Origin of the sequence: Pseudomonas syringae, assembly GCF_021606685.1 — a bacterium.
In the GTDB taxonomy this organism is placed as follows: Bacteria; Pseudomonadota; Gammaproteobacteria; order Pseudomonadales; family Pseudomonadaceae; genus Aquipseudomonas; species Aquipseudomonas syringae_R.
Window position 1 is genome coordinate 1 of sequence record NZ_WKCB01000116.1, and the last position, 14525, is coordinate 14525.

The 14525-nt window shown below is 61.2% G+C and carries 17 protein-coding genes; 10 read left to right on the forward strand and 7 right to left on the reverse strand.

The window, feature by feature from the left end:
• Window positions 1–101: 101 nt before the first annotated feature.
• From GIW02_RS25815 to GIW02_RS25825, 3 genes are all read right to left on the reverse strand, one after another.
• On the reverse strand, window positions 102–1121 hold the full coding sequence (locus GIW02_RS25815; RefSeq protein ID WP_236419441.1) for an alpha/beta hydrolase: 1020 nt from the start codon (window positions 1119–1121) through the stop codon (window positions 102–104).
• Window positions 1122–1278: 157 nt separating this feature from the next.
• Window positions 1279–2361, reverse strand: coding sequence for an endonuclease/exonuclease/phosphatase family protein (locus tag GIW02_RS25820; protein ID WP_236419443.1), 1083 nt, complete (start codon window positions 2359–2361; stop codon window positions 1279–1281).
• Between the two features lie 40 nt (window positions 2362–2401).
• Entirely contained in the window at window positions 2402–3061 is a 660-nt protein-coding gene (locus GIW02_RS25825) for a YciC family protein (RefSeq protein ID WP_236419445.1), read from the reverse strand.
• A gap of 181 nt (window positions 3062–3242) precedes the next feature.
• On the opposite strand from GIW02_RS25825, the gene GIW02_RS25830 reads away from it, so the two are divergent.
• From GIW02_RS25830 to GIW02_RS25840, 3 genes are all read left to right on the forward strand, one after another.
• Complete coding sequence (locus GIW02_RS25830) at window positions 3243–3974, forward strand: DUF2076 domain-containing protein (RefSeq protein WP_236419447.1); 732 nt, start codon at window positions 3243–3245, stop codon at window positions 3972–3974.
• 117 nt (window positions 3975–4091) lie between these two features.
• Window positions 4092–4568, forward strand: coding sequence for an NYN domain-containing protein (locus GIW02_RS25835; protein ID WP_024077544.1), 477 nt, complete (start codon window positions 4092–4094; stop codon window positions 4566–4568).
• A 43-nt stretch (window positions 4569–4611) separates the two neighbouring features.
• On the forward strand, window positions 4612–5223 hold the full coding sequence (locus GIW02_RS25840) for a 3'-5' exonuclease (RefSeq protein ID WP_101273126.1): 612 nt from the start codon (window positions 4612–4614) through the stop codon (window positions 5221–5223).
• 194 nt (window positions 5224–5417) lie between these two features.
• On the opposite strand, the gene GIW02_RS25845 is transcribed toward GIW02_RS25840, so the two are convergent.
• A complete protein-coding gene (locus GIW02_RS25845; protein WP_236418659.1) occupies window positions 5418–5714 on the reverse strand; it encodes a DUF3077 domain-containing protein in 297 nt (98 codons plus the stop codon).
• A gap of 501 nt (window positions 5715–6215) precedes the next feature.
• Between GIW02_RS25845 and GIW02_RS25850 the strand changes: the two genes are divergently transcribed.
• Window positions 6216–6782: a hypothetical protein gene (locus GIW02_RS25850; protein ID WP_236418658.1), complete on the forward strand. Its 567-nt coding sequence runs from the start codon at window positions 6216–6218 to the stop codon at window positions 6780–6782.
• On the forward strand, window positions 6772–7035 hold the full coding sequence (locus GIW02_RS25855) for an acyl carrier protein (protein ID WP_236418657.1): 264 nt from the start codon (window positions 6772–6774) through the stop codon (window positions 7033–7035). The genes GIW02_RS25850 and GIW02_RS25855 overlap by 11 nt, the downstream gene beginning before the upstream one ends.
• A gap of 129 nt (window positions 7036–7164) precedes the next feature.
• Here GIW02_RS25855 and GIW02_RS25860 read toward each other — a convergent pair whose 3' ends face one another.
• Window positions 7165–7626, reverse strand: a complete 462-nt coding sequence (locus GIW02_RS25860; RefSeq protein WP_236418656.1) for an Lrp/AsnC family transcriptional regulator — start codon at window positions 7624–7626, stop codon at window positions 7165–7167.
• A 161-nt stretch (window positions 7627–7787) separates the two neighbouring features.
• On the opposite strand from GIW02_RS25860, the gene yedA reads away from it, so the two are divergent.
• Window positions 7788–8684 carry a drug/metabolite exporter YedA gene (gene yedA / locus GIW02_RS25865; protein ID WP_236418654.1) on the forward strand — a complete coding sequence of 299 codons (897 nt, stop codon included), beginning with the start codon at window positions 7788–7790 and terminating at the stop codon, window positions 8682–8684.
• 48 nt (window positions 8685–8732) lie between these two features.
• Window positions 8733–10067: a DEAD/DEAH box helicase gene (locus GIW02_RS25870; protein WP_236418652.1), complete on the forward strand. Its 1335-nt coding sequence runs from the start codon at window positions 8733–8735 to the stop codon at window positions 10065–10067.
• A 121-nt stretch (window positions 10068–10188) separates the two neighbouring features.
• On the opposite strand, the gene GIW02_RS25875 is transcribed toward GIW02_RS25870, so the two are convergent.
• The gene (locus tag GIW02_RS25875) at window positions 10189–11415 is read right to left on the reverse strand and encodes a TIGR03862 family flavoprotein (protein WP_236418651.1); all 1227 of its coding nucleotides are present in this window, start codon (window positions 11413–11415) and stop codon (window positions 10189–10191) included.
• Between the two features lie 171 nt (window positions 11416–11586).
• Complete coding sequence (locus GIW02_RS25880; protein ID WP_236418649.1) at window positions 11587–12507, reverse strand: histone deacetylase family protein; 921 nt, start codon at window positions 12505–12507, stop codon at window positions 11587–11589.
• An 89-nt stretch (window positions 12508–12596) separates the two neighbouring features.
• On the opposite strand from GIW02_RS25880, the gene GIW02_RS25885 reads away from it, so the two are divergent.
• From GIW02_RS25885 to GIW02_RS25895, 3 genes are all read left to right on the forward strand, one after another.
• Window positions 12597–13166 carry a GNAT family N-acetyltransferase gene (locus GIW02_RS25885; protein WP_236418647.1) on the forward strand — a complete coding sequence of 190 codons (570 nt, stop codon included), beginning with the start codon at window positions 12597–12599 and terminating at the stop codon, window positions 13164–13166.
• Between the two features lie 39 nt (window positions 13167–13205).
• Window positions 13206–14075, forward strand: coding sequence for an acyl-CoA thioesterase II (tesB, locus tag GIW02_RS25890; protein ID WP_236418645.1), 870 nt, complete (start codon window positions 13206–13208; stop codon window positions 14073–14075).
• Window positions 14072–14525, forward strand: a 454-nt coding sequence (locus tag GIW02_RS25895; protein WP_236422177.1) for an HAD-IA family hydrolase, incomplete at its 3' end; no start/stop codon positions are given. The genes tesB and GIW02_RS25895, both read left to right, overlap by 4 nt.

Below are 14525 nucleotides of genomic sequence, written 5' to 3' on the forward strand. Positions count from 1 at the left end.
CCCGATGGCGGTGTGTCAGCCACCAGATGTAATGGCTGACACACCGCCATCGGGAGCAAGCCCCCTCCCACATTTAGCATTTCAAATGGATGATTGGTGGATCAGTTCAAGTGCGCCTTCAACTCACCCGCCGCCTGGCGCATTGCCGCTTTAACTTCCGGGATATTGCTCAACGGGTTGAGCAGGCCGTAGTCGTGGATCATGCCGTTGTAGCGCACCGCCGTCACGTCGACACCGGCCGCATCCAGTTTGCGGGCGTAGGCTTCGCCCTCATCGCGCAGCACGTCCAGGCCAGCGGTTTGCACCAGCGCCGGTGGCAGGCCGGTCAGTTGTGCAGGCGTGGCTCGCAGCGGCGAGGCGTAGATCTCGGCGCGTTGCTGAGCGTCGGTGGTGTAGCTGTCCCAGAACCAGCTCATCATGTTTTTGGTGAGGAAGTGGCCTTCGGCGTACTGCTTGTACGACGGGGTGTCGAAGTTGGCGTCGGTGACTGGCCACAGCAGCAGTTGGAAGCGCAATGTCGGCGTGTTCTGCGCCTTGGCTTTCAGCGCCACCACCGCTGCCATGTTGCCGCCGACGCTGTTGCCGGCCACCGCCAGGCGGCTGCCATCGACGTTGATCTCTTTACCGTGCTCGGCCACCCAGCGGGTAGCGGCGTAGGCCTGGTTGATCGCGGTGGGGTAATGCGCTTCCGGCGATGGCGTGTAATCCACATACACGGCGACGGCGCCGGAGCCCACCACCAGGTCGCGGATCAAGCGGGCGTGGGTCGGGTAGTCGCCGAGCACCCAGCCGCCACCGTGGAAGAACATGAACACCGGCAGCTCACCCTTGACGTTGGCGGGGCGCACGATTGTCAGCTTGATGCTCTGGCCGTCGGCCTGGATGGTCTTGTCGCTGACCTGGATGCCCGACATGTCGACTTTCACCGAGTTCTGCGCGCCGGTCAGCACTGCACGGGCGTCCTTGGGGCTCAGTTGCTCCAGTGGGCGACCACCGCCGGCGGCCAGGGCGTTGAGGAACGCCTGGGTTTGATGTTCCGGCACGGCGTTGTCAGCGGCGTAGGCGCTGCCGATGGACAGGGCGAGCAGGGTGGCGGTCAGGGCTTTTTTGAAAGTGTTCATGTCGTATGCGCTCATTTGAAGTATTGGAATTAGAAGGCCGCTTCAGCGCCTCTGGCTGTCTGCGTGCTGGCTTGGGAGTCAATTTACGGCCGAATCGAATGAGCGACAATTAGGCTGATCTGAGATTAATTGTCCCCTATGTGGGGACAATTCAAGGCTACTGCGCGGCGGGCAACAAAAAGCGCGCAATCACCGGCAGATGGTTGGAGATGCGCAGGGTATCGTCTTGGCGCACCTTGGCTTCGACCCGCTTGATGCGCGGGCTGTAGAACAGGTAATCCAAGGTGCGATCCGGGCCGTCGAGGCTAGGGTCGTTGGGGAAGTGGGTCAGCCATTTCTCGCGATTGATGCCACTGGACTCGCTGTTGCTCGGGATCATCGGGTATTTGTCCCAGAGCAAATGCAGCTCGCTGTCCGGCGAGTACTGCCCGCGTTTACCGGCATCCAGGCGCAGGAATTGCCCGAGGGGCAACAGGTTGAAATCGCCGCCGATCAACCAAGGCGTGCCACGCCCTTCGAATTTATCCAGCAACTTGACCGTGGTTTGCACCTGCTCCAGCACCGCGCTGCGGCCTGGGGCGTCGCCGTCCAGGCGGGTGTTGAGCACCGCCATCTGGCCGCCATCGCTCAACGGCAGGTAGGTCAGCAGCAACGCCGGTTTGGGCTGGAACTGGCGGCTGATGAAATTGGCCTCCGGGGCCGGCAATTGCAGGCGCTCGGCGTGCTCGATCTGGTAGCGGCTCAGGGTCGCGAGCTTGCGGCCGACACTGCCGAAGATATGGCGGTCGGGCACGAAGTCGGCTTTCCAGTCGAAGGTCTGCGCGCTGCACGGGTAGAGGTCGACCAGGCGCTCCTGGAGCAACGCCAACTGGTCCTGGTAGTGGGAGGGCTTGGCGTTTTCGTCGAGTTCCTGCAACAGCAGGATGTCGGGTTGTTCGTCGCGAATCACCCGCGCCACTTCATCGAGGCTGGCGGCCATGTCTTCCACGGTGGGGCGCTCGTCGGCGCCCTTGGCGGCGTCGTACCAGAACACGTAGTTCTTGCCGGCCAGGTATTGCACGTTCCAGGTCATGACCTTGAGCGCCTGCCCTGGCAGCAGGGTCGGTGCACGCGGCGCGACGCAGCTCACGGGCAAGGTTTCCTTGGGCAAGGGGCGCCAGGTCAGGCTGTAGATCATTGCCGTGAGCAGGCCTGCGATGATCAACAGGCCCAGCAGGGTCATGCGCAATAAACGGGTCATCGGCTCGGCTTATAGCGTTTCAGAAGTGGCACGGAGCATATCACCGCGCGTCGGCATCGCCACCGATCAGCATGAATAAACGGAACAGCACCACGCTGGTAAACAGCTGCAGGAAACTGTGCGCGCTGTCCATCAACAGCCCCAGCAGCGGCGCCGGGTTCGGGTACGCCGCCACGCTGGCACCCTTGAGCAGCCACAGCGGGGTCATCACGCACAGCAGGCACACCAGGATTCGCCAGAAATGCCCACGGGTCAGGCGCAAACTCTCCTTCATCGCCTCCAGCGCCGACATGCCGCGCAGCACCAGCAGGTACTCGGCAAACGCCAGCACCACCATCAGCCACAGGCCCGGCAGGAAATACAACGAGAGCCCGAGCAGAATCAACAAGGTGCTCATGGCCGTCAGCAGGGCGAAACGTGGCCACAGGGTCAGGGCCATCGCCCACACATCCCGGGTGCTCGGCGACTCGCCACGGGTGCGGGCGTCGAGAAACAAAATCAAGGCACCGGTGTACAGCGGGTACACCAATAAACCCACGATCACGCTGTAGCCGGGAAACGCATCGGCGCCCAGCGTGTGGTCCAGAATCTGTTGCAGGAAGGCTTCGAGGACCACCAACGGCAGGCACAGCTGAACGATGGCGCCCAGGTTGCTCCGGGTAAAACGGAAGGAGTCGCGCAATACGTCTAACGGATTCATCAGGTTCATCGCAGGCCTGGAAACAAGGGCGACACTTTAACCGATCACAGTCGCAGAGGCACAAACGTAAACCTTGAGTAAAGACCATTGAAACAACTGGTAACACCCCCATAACTAAGCGTGCACCCGGCCTGATTGCAGGCGGGGCCACGATTTCTACCGGCAATCTAACGAGGTCGCCATGAACAGCGAAGAGCAAACCCTGATCGACGGACTGTTTTCACGTTTGCAGCAAGCCGAAACGGACTCAGCCCCCCGCGATGCGCAAGCAGAAGCGCGGATCAAGGAGCACATGACTCGCCAACCGGCGGCCGGGTACTACATGACCCAGTCGATCCTGGTGCAGGAACACGCGCTTAAAAGCCTGGACGCGAAGAATAAAGAGCAGGCGCAGCAGATTCAGCAATTGCAGGACGAGTTGCAGCGGGCCAAGTCCGCGCCACCGACCCCTGCGAGCAGCGGTGGGTTTTTGTCGAGCATCTTTGGCGGCGGCGCTTCCCGTGATCCGCAACCAGCACCAAGCAATTCGGGCGGTGGCTGGCGTGAACCGACGCGGCCTGCGTTCGGTGGCCAGCCTGCGCCACAACAAAACTATCAACAGCCACAACAATCCGCCGCCGCTCCGGTGGGCAGTGGCTTCCTTGGCGGTGCGATGAAAACTGCCGCCGGCGTTGCCGGTGGGGTGTTGCTGGCCGAGGGCATCAGCAGCCTGTTTCATCACAACCAGCAGCCGCAGGTGGTGGAAGAAATCATCGAGCAACCGGCCCCGGCCAGCGATCAAGGCGGTTGGGGCAACGATGACCAGAAATTTGCCGGCAATGACAACTGGGGCGGCAACAACTCGGACAGCTTCGCCGACAGCGATTATTCCGACGACTCCTCTTCGTTCGGCGACGACGATTCCTTCGTCTGACACCGCCATGCCGGGGCGCTTCGTCGCCCCGGTCTGATTTTTCCCGGAAACGTTCCTGCGGCTGGCATACTGGCAGCCTTTCCGGGCCCAGGCGCCTGGCTGTCATGAGGAAGTGCGGTGAAGAAAATTGCAGTGTTCGCCGATGTGCAAAACCTCTACTACACCGTTCGCCAAGCCTATGGCTGCCACTTCAACTATGCCGCGTTGTGGGCTGATATCAGTTCGCGCGGGCAGATTGTCGAGGCGTACGCGTATGCCATCGACCGTGGTGACAGTAAGCAGCAGCAGTTCCAGCAGATCCTGCGTAACCTGGGCTTTACGGTAAAACTCAAGCCCTACATTCAGCGCAGCGACGGCTCGGCCAAGGGTGACTGGGACGTGGGCATCACCATCGACATCATGGACGCTGCCGACCACGTCGACGAAATCGTGCTGGCCTCCGGCGACGGTGATTTCGATATGCTGCTCGACCGCATCATCCACAAGCATGGCGTCGAAGCCGTGGCGTATGGCGTGCCGGGCCTTACCGCCAATTCGCTGATACGCGCCGCCAGCCGCTACGTGCCGATCGAAGGCGCGTTGCTGCTCAAATAAAGCGCTGCGGCTTAATAACTAGTTAGACGGAGTTGGAACAGGTTTGGAACGTATAGCGGTCATCGACTTTGAAACCACCGGCATCACCCCGAGCAGCCACTGCCGCGCCACCGAAATCGCCGTGGTCATCCTCGAACGTGGCCAGATCGTGGACCGCTACCAGAGCCTGATGAACACCGGCGTGCGCGTGCCGGGTTTTATCGAACAACTCACCGGCATCAGCAACGCCATGCTGCGCACCGCCCCGCCGGCCGAGCGGGTGATGAACGAAGTGAACGAGTTCGTCGGCACCACGCCACTGCTGGCGCACAACGCCGCGTTTGACCAAAAATTCTGGGATTTCGAGCTGGGCCTGATCCGCCGCACGCGCCTGCAGAAATTCGCCTGCTCCCTGCTCCTGGCCCGCCGCCTCATGCCGGCCGCGCCGAACCATAAACTCGGCACGTTGAATTCATTCGCAAAACTGCCCCACACCGGCCAGGCCCACCGGGCGATGGCGGATGCGGAAATGGCGGCCAACCTCACCGCGCACCTCGCTCAGGAACTGCGCGCGACGCATGGTTTGCGCGAACTGTCCCACGACCTGCTGTGCACCCTGCAGAAAGTGCCAGCGGCGAAGATCAATGAACACCTGAAAAAGCATCGCGGGTTCTGATCCCAATACAGAATCGAGTGGATATCTTCTGTGGCGAGCGGGCTTGCCCGCGTTGGGTTGCGAAGCAGCCCCAAAACCTGCAAACCCGTCTAACTCAAGAAACGCGGCGCCCTGATTGGGGCCGCTGCGCAGCCCAACGCGGGCAAGCCCGCTCGCCACAAAAGCCCATTCATCACAGAACTTGATTCGTCAGCCTATCGGGGCTCCACACACTCCAACGCCCGATCCACCACCCCCTTCGCCATCTCCACCAAATGCATCACCGTCCGCTGCTGCACATCCATCACCTCCCCCGACACCTGCGTAGTGCCCACCGCGCAATGCAGCAAGTCGGCCGCGTGGGCGAGGGCGTCTTCCAGGCTCAGGTTGTCATTCAGGGTGAAGGCGGGCGCATCCGGGGCGGAAGCTTTTAGGTAGTAGTCGATGGCGCGACGGTTGAGAAGGGCGTCTTCGCTGAGAAAACTGGGTGGATCGGGGGTTACTTTGACCATGGTGAAACTCCTTTTGTGTAGTAAGGAGCTGCGCCGTTCGCTTGCACGCGAATGAGGGTGGCAGCAGTACGCGGGTGTGCAAGACCGGGACAAAAGACAAACCCAGCAGATCCGAAGATCTCCCGCGCACGGCTGCCATAAAAATATTGATGCCGCTTATCAAAACTGGGCACCAATGGAATAAGGCATCTGAACTGCTTTTGTTTGGTCGGACTTGCACGTCCGGCCATCGAACATTCGATGACCAAGCGAGACTAGCTACCTGATCCGACGGAAACAAGGCCGAGGAATTCTCTAGGAAACGTCCCGCAAATGAAAGGGATCGCTCTTGCTGGCCACTTAAATATCAGATCTTTGTGGGGGCTTTAATCTGATTTCTGAATAGGCGGTAGGCTTGACCCTACTGTCTCGTAGGACCTCTCTGAATTTCTACTGCTCCCATCTATCGCTCTTCGCTGCGACCTAACATCCAGCCTGTCATTTACGTAAAGGGACTACGTCATGCAGGAAAGCGATCTTCACACTGCAATTATGAAAAGTCAGTTTGAGCTCGAACGAAACGGCATCAATTTTGGCTCAACTTCAAGCATGGCGTTTCATTTAGGCAATACGATGATGAGTTGCCCTGCGGTCATGGTGCTCCCATATTCGCCAGGCCTAACCAATCTCGGCAACTTCCAATTACTTAAACCCATTCATGTCGACACCAAGGCTCCGAGCACTACTGTCGAAGACCTTTGGAGATGTACGCAGGAACACTATGGGCTCACGGCGGCAACTGTAATTACAGGAGCAGCAGGCATACCGATCAGCAAAATTGCTGTAGGTACCTGGGTTCATGTCGGCTCCAGCAAGACCACGAATCTAGCAAGCCTGATCGGAATGCGCTTTTTTCCTCGTACACTGATCAGGCAGCCGACAATGGCCAGGATGGCGAAAGCAACCTTTGGCACTGTTCGGGTATTTGGCATTATCGGTCGGGGCATTCCCTTCGTCGCTGCGGGGCTGGCCGTCTTTGATCTAGTCAGTATTGGTAAATGTGCCTATGAGGCAAGAAATGGAAGGTAACGCGACCAGAGAAGAGATCAGCGAGAAGGTGATTCAGCTGTTCGTCGACATCATCGGCTTTATCGACCGCGGCCAAGTCACGGAGCAGACGGATTTCATTCATGATTTCAAGATCATTGATGATGACTTGACCTGCTTTGTTATGCAGACCAAGTGGCAGTTTGGCCTGCGGGCGACTCAGGAAGATTGGGATCAGATAACGACCATCAAGCAGATTGTCGATTTGATTGTTCGGTGCTCGAATCCTCGGTGAAGCCTCTGACGCCATCGGGGGCAAGCCCTCTCCCACAGTTTGAATGTATTCACAGATCAGGAATGTGCTCACAGATCCAAATGTGGGAGGGGCGGTGCGACGATTCGACTTGCCCCCGATTGCGGTGGATCAGCCAGCACTTTTCCCATTCGCCTCCAGCTGCCCCAACGGCACCCGCCGTTCTATCGCGCTCGACAAGATGATCGACGTCTTGCTGAACCCGAACTTCGCCACGCGGTTAATCAAGTTCTCCAGCTCCGGCATTGAGCCCACCGCCGCTTGCATGATCACGCACGGGTCGCCCGTTACCCGGTGGCATTCGGTCAGTTCGGGAATCTCGGCCAACGCGTCGTAGACCTTCTGGCTGCCGTGGTTGGTCAGGCGCAGCTCAATCACGCACTGGATCGGCAAGCCCACCTTGGATAAGTCCACCTTGGCCTGGTATCCGGTGATCACCCCGCTGGCCTCCAGCTTGGCCACGCGTTCGGCCACGGCGGGGGCGGAGAGGTTTACCGTGCGGGCCAGTTGCGCGTAGGAGGCGCGGCCGTCTTCGAGCAGGGCGCTGAGGAGCATGCGGTCATATTTGTCCATGATAAGGCTCCAGAGACGCGTGGCTTTCGAAAGCATGGTTTATAGCCTTCATAACCATGCTTTGAAAAGTGTACTGGCGGTTTAAACAGGTTTTGTAACTTATGTTTAATCACCTGCTTTTTTAGAATAAGCCTCTCTTATATCTGCCGCAGAGCTGCCCAATGCCAGGCCCACGTCGTTTTCCTTTACCGCTGATCGCCGCCTTTTTTGCGTTGTATGTGATTTGGGGGTCCACCTACCTGGTGATCCGCATCGGCGTGGAGTACTGGCCGCCGCTGATGCTGGGCGGGATTCGCTTTTTGCTCGCGGGTGCGGCGATGTATGCCTTTTTGCGCTGGCGTGGGGCGCCTGCGCCGACCTGGGAGCAGTGGAAGGCTGCGGCCAAGATCGGCATTTTGCTGCTGACCTTTGGTAATGGTGCGGTGAGTGTGGCTGAGCATACGGGGGTGTCGTCCGGCGTGGCGGCGCTGGCGGTGGCGACGGTGCCGCTGTTTACCTTGCTGTGTGGCTACTTCTGGGGCGCGCGTAATACCCGGCTGGAGTGGGCGGGTGTGATCCTGGGGATGGTCGGCATTGCCATGCTGAATATGGGCAGCACCTTGCAATCGAGCCCGATGGGCGCGGCGTTGCTGCTGTTTGCAGCGGCGTCATGGGCGTTTGGTTCGGTGTGGAGCCGGCGCCTGCCGCTGCCGCCGGGGGCGATGGCGAGTGCCGCCGAGATGCTGGTGGCCGGCGTTACGCTGTTGCTCGCCAGCGCGCTCACCGGCGAGCACCTGCAAGCCATGCCGCCGCTGGAAGGCTGGTTGGCACTGGCTTACCTGGCTGTGTTCGGCTCGATCATCGCCTTCAACGCCTACATGTACCTGCTCAAGCACGTGCGCCCGGCGGCGGCGACCAGCTATGCCTACGTCAACCCGGCGGTGGCGGTGTTGCTGGGGATCGTGTTCATCGGCGAAACCATCGGCCTGGAAGAAGCCTTGGCGATGCTGGTGATCATCAGCGCGGTGCTGTTGATCAGCCTGCCCCAGTGGCGCAAGCCCAAGCCGGAAATAAGGTAAACTGCGGCGCAATTGCGACTTGCGCTGAATTTTCCCTACGGTAACTACATGACTTTCGCCACCCTTGGCCTGATCGAACCCTTGCTGCGCGCCCTTGAGACGCTTGGCTACCAGACCCCGACGCCGGTGCAGGCGCAAGCCATTCCGGCGGTGCTGGCCGGTCGCGACCTGATGGCTGCGGCCCAGACCGGCACCGGCAAGACCGCCGGTTTCGCACTGCCGCTCCTGCAATTGCTGACGATGGAAGGGCCGAAAGTCGCCGCCAACTCGGCGCGCGCGTTGATCCTGTGCCCGACCCGCGAGCTGGCCGAGCAGGTTCACGCCAGCGTCGCCGAGTACGCGCAGCACCTGCCACTCACCACGTACGCGGTGTACGGCGGCGTGAGCATCAACCCGCAGATGATGAAATTGCGCAAAGGCGTCGACATCCTGGTTGCCACGCCGGGCCGCTTGATCGACCTGTTCCGCCAGAACGCGCTGAAGCTCAATCAGCTGCAGACGCTGGTGCTGGATGAAGCCGACCGCATGCTCGACCTGGGCTTTTCCGAAGAGCTGGCGAACATCTATCGCATGTTGCCGAAAAAGCGCCAGACCCTGCTGTTTTCCGCAACCTTCTCCGATGACATCCGCGTGCTGGCCGGGCAGATGCTCAACGACCCGCTGAGCATTGAAGTCAGCCCGCGCAATGTCGCCGCCAACACCGTGAAGCAGTGGGTGGTGCCGGTAGACAAGAAGCGCAAGCCGGAGCTGTTTGTGCACCTGATGCGCAAAGGCCGCTGGAAACAGGTGCTGGTGTTCGCCAAGACCCGCAATGGCGTGGACGCGTTGGTGGATAAGTTGCAGGGCCTGGGCATCAATGCCGACGGCATCCATGGCGACAAACCCCAGGCCACGCGCCAACGCGCGCTGGACCGCTTCAAGAGCAGCGAAGTGCAGATCCTGGTGGCCACCGACGTGGCGGCCCGTGGCCTGGATATCGAAGACCTGCCGATGGTGGTCAACTTCGACCTGCCGATTGTGGCTGAGGACTACATCCACCGTATCGGCCGTACCGGGCGTGCGGGCAACACCGGTGAGGCGATTTCCCTGGTGTGTGCCGATGAAGTGAACATGCTCTCGGCCATCGAGATGCTCACGCGTCAGACCTTGACCCGCAAGATGGAACCGGATTTCGAACCGGAGCACCGTGTGCCGGACACCGATGCCAGCGGGCAGGTGGTGAAGAAGCCGAAAAAGCCTAAGAAGCCGAAAACATCCGGGGGTGGCGGTAAGCGCAACCTGGGTAAGTGGGTGGACAGCGGGGAGTCGGCGCCGGTGGAGCCGTCGATCAAGCCGGTGCGTAAGGTGCCGGTGTTTAATACTGGGCCGCGTAAGAAGAAGTAACTTGCGGTGTGGCTGATGGCCTCATCGGGAGCAAGCCCCCTCCTACATTTGATCGGGTTCACCCGGTCAAAACTGTGGGAGGGGGCTTGCCCCCGATAGCGGCCTTGAATTCACCGCAATCTCAGCCCTTAAGCCACTCCAACATCCCCCGCCCAGCCGCTCTGCCACTGGCAAAACACCCCGTCAGCAAATACCCCCCCGTGGGCGCTTCCCAATCCAGCATCTCCCCCGCACAGAACACTCCCGGCAATTGCTTGAGCATCAAGCGCTCATCCAGCGCCTCAAACGGCACGCCGCCGGCAGTGCTGATCGCCTCATCCATTGGCCGCGTCTTCACCAGGGTCAGTGGCAGCGCCTTGATAGCCACCGCCAATTGCGCCGGATCATTGAAGTGCTCCGCCGGTGCCAGCTCGCGCAACAACGCCGCCTTGACCCCATCCAAACCCAACTGGCTGTGCAAATGCTTGCTCATCGAGCGCGACCCGCGTGGCTTGGCCAGCGCCGCCTGGACCTTGTCCAGCGGCTTGCTCGGCAGCAGGTCGATATGCACGGTGGCCGCGCCATCGCGGTTGATCGCTTCACGAATCGGCGCCGACAGCGCGTAGATCAAGCTACCTTCGATCCCCGTCGCAGTAACCACGCATTCGCCTAAGCGTGGCTTGTCGACCCCCAGCCCGATGGCGACGTTTTTCAGCGGCGCGCCGGGGAATTTGCTGACCATCAATTCGCTCCAGGCCGACACCTCAAAGCCGCAGTTGCTCGGTTGCAACGGCACGCAGGGCACGCCGCGGTGTTCCAGCAACGTGAGCCAGGCGCCGTCAGACCCCAGGCGCGACCAGCTGCCGCCGCCCAGGGCCAGCAGCACCGCGTCGCTGTGGATAATTTTTTCGCCGTCCGGGCTGTGGATAAGTAAATCGCCCTCAGCATTCCAGCCCAGCCAACGATGCCGGGTGTGGATAACCACGCCTTGGTCGCGCAGGCGCTTGAGCCAAGCGCGTAGCAGCGGCGCGGCTTTCATGTCGGTAGGAAACACCCGCCCGGAGGTGCCGACAAAGGTCTGGATACCCAGCCCGTGTATCCACTCGCACAACGCCTCGGCGTCAAACGCACGCAGCAGCGGCGCCATGTGCGGCGCGCGCTCGGCATAGCGCGACAGGAACGCCGCGTACGCCTCGGAGTGGGTGATGTTCATACCGCCCACGCCGGCCAGCAGGAATTTACGCCCCACCGAAGGCATGCCGTCATACAGGTCTACGCGCACGCCCGCCTGGCTCAAGACTTCAGCGGCCATCAGCCCGGCGGGGCCGCCGCCGATAATAGTGACGTGTTGAGCAGGTGTCAGGGGCATGGGCAAGGCTACGGTCATCTGAATAGGCCGCACATTCTACCCGAGGACGCCGCACGTGCCTGATCAAAAAACATACAGCTTCACGCAGGCTATACGGTTATTGGCCTACAGACGCTTACGCTCAAGTTATCCACAGGCCGTTCCACAGGCATTGTGGGTAACGCCCACACTTCAATGACAGCCTGATGACGTCCACACCCGCTGGGCGCTGTGGTGCAGGATGCCGTGGCGGCGGGCCAGGGCAGGGCGGTCCTTGCTGTAGCCGCCGCCGATTACGCCCATCACCGGGATATCACGGCCCAGGCAGTGGCGCATCACGCTTTCATCACGGGCGGCCAGGCCTGCGTCTGTCAGCTTGAGGTAACCGAGGGCGTCGTCCTTGTGCACATCGACGCCGGCGTCGTACAGCACCAGGTCGGGTTGGTAGAGCGGCAGCAGGTAGTTGAGTGCGTCGTCCACCACCTTGAGGTAGTCGGCATCGCCCATGCCCATGGGCAGCGGGATGTCCCAGTCGCTCTGGGCCTTGCGCGCGGGAAAATTCTTTTCGCAGTGCAGCGACACGGTGATGGCGTCCGGCGTGTCGTGGAGGATGCGCGCGGTGCCGTCGCCCTGGTGCACGTCGCAGTCGAAGATCAGCACGCGGTTGACCCGGCCGCTGGCCAGCAGGTAACGGCTGATCACCGCGAGGTCGTTGAAGATGCAAAAGCCCGCCGGGTAATCGAAGTGCGCGTGATGGGTGCCGCCCGCCAAGTGGCAGGCCAGGCCGTGCTCCAGCGCCTGTTCGGCTGCCAGGATCGAGCCGCCCACGGCACGCACGGTGCGCCGCGCCAAGGCTTCGCTCCAGGGCAAGCCGAGGCGCCGTTGGTCTTCGCGCGACAGCTCGCCGCTCATGTAGCGGGCGATATACCCAGGTTCATGAGCCAGGGCCAGAATCTCTGCAGGGCACAGCTCGGGGCGCAGCAGTTGGCTGTCCTGGGTCAGGCCGCTGTCTACCAGGTGGTCGCGCAGCAGGCGGAACTTGTCCATGGGGAAGCGGTGGTCCGCCGGGAACGCAGGGCTGTAGTCATCGTGGTAGATCAATGGCAAAGGCATGGGATTTTCTGACGTGAACCAGCGACGGATCTTACCAGCGCTGTACACTTGCTCACAGGCCGCACTCACAGGGCAAGGGAGGGGGACCCATGGAGCCGATACTCGAATTGGAAAGCGCACGCCTGGTGTTGCGGCAATGGCGCGACACTGACCTGGCGGGTTTTGCCGCCATGTGCGCCGACCCGCAGGTGATGCGCTATTTCCCGGCCAAATTGAGCCACCTGGAAAGCGCCGCCTTGATTGGGCGGATTCGCGGGCATTTTGCCGAATACGGCTTTGGCTTCTGGGCCTTGCAGCGCAAGGACACCGGTGAATTTATCGGCCTGACCGGGCTGCAAAATGTCAGCTTTGAAGCAGGCTTTACCCCGGCGGTGGAAATCGGCTGGCGCCTGGCCCGCGAGCATTGGGGCCTGGGTTACGCCAGTGAAGCGGCCTGGACCGCTCTGCGCTGTGGTTTCGACCGCCTGCAACTGGATGAAATCGTCGCCTTCACCACCGAGGCCAATCTGCCATCACAAAAAGTCATGCAGGCCATCGGTATGCATTACGATCCGCAGTCGGATTTTGAACACCCCAAGGTCGCAGCCGATGACCCGCTGCGCCCTCATGTTTTGTATCGCATCACCCGCGCCCAATGGTTGGACACGCTGCACGGATAAGCAGCCCGGAATGCCCCATAGAATTGTAGGAGTTGCTCTATGAGCCAAGTATTGGAAGATCTGGTGGACCTGCTGACCCTGGAGCCGATTGAGGAAAACCTCTTTCGCGGCCGCAGCCAGGACCTGGGTTTTCGTCAACTGTTCGGCGGCCAGGTGCTCGGCCAGTCGCTGTCGGCCGCCAGCCAGACCGTCGAAGAAGCGCGCCACGTGCATTCCCTGCACGGTTATTTCCTGCGCCCTGGCGATGCCGCCTTGCCGGTGGTGTATTCGGTGGACCGCGTGCGTGATGGCGGCAGTTTCAGCACCCGCCGCGTGACCGCGATCCAGAAAGGCCACCCGATCTTCACCTGTACCACCTCGTTTCAGTACGACGAGCAAGGCTTCGAACACCAGACCACCATGCCCGTGGTGGTCGGCCCGGAAAACCTGCCGTCGGAGCTGGAGCTGACCCAGCAGCGCGCGCACCTGATCCCCGAGCACATGCGCGACAAGCTGCTGTGCCCCAAGCCGATCGAAGTGCGCCCGGTGACCGAGAAAGACCCGTTCAACCCGCAGCCGTCCGACCCGGTCAGGTATGTGTGGTTTCGTGCCGACGGCGCCCTGGCCGATACGCCAGCGCTGCATAAATACCTGTTGGCCTATGCTTCGGACTTCGGCCTGCTGACCACCTCGATGCTGCCCCATGGCAAGAGCGTGTGGCAGAAAGACATGCAGGTCGCCAGCCTCGACCACGCGCTGTGGTTCCACGCCGACCTGCGCGCCGATGACTGGTTGCTCTACGCCATGGACAGCCCATGGGCCGGCAATTCCCGAGGGTTCTCCCGTGGCAGCGTATACAACCGCGCCGGGCAACTGGTGGCCTCGGTGACTCAGGAAGGGTTGATCCGCCATCGCAAGGATTGGGCATGAGCCTGACCGACTTTAAGCATTGGGTTTTCGACATGGATGGCACCCTCACGGTGGCCGTGCATGATTTTGCGGCCATTCGCGTGGCCCTGGAGATTCCCCCCGAGGACGATATCCTCACCCACCTCGCCGCCTTGCCGGCGGATGTTGCGGCGGCCAAACATGCCTGGTTGCTGGAGCATGAACGCGAGCTGGCGCTAGGTTCAGTCGCGGCAGAGGGCGCGGTGGAGCTGGTGCGTGAGCTGGCAGGCCGTGGTTATCGCCTGGGCATCCTGACCCGCAATGCGCGGGAGCTGGCGCATGTGACGTTGGAAGCCATCGGCCTGGCTGACTGCTTTGCCGTCGAGGATGTGTTGGGGCGTGATGATGCGCTGCCCAAGCCAGACCCGGATGGCCTGCTTAAACTGGCTGCGGCCTGGGATGTGGCGCCGAGCGCCATGGTGATGGTGGGCG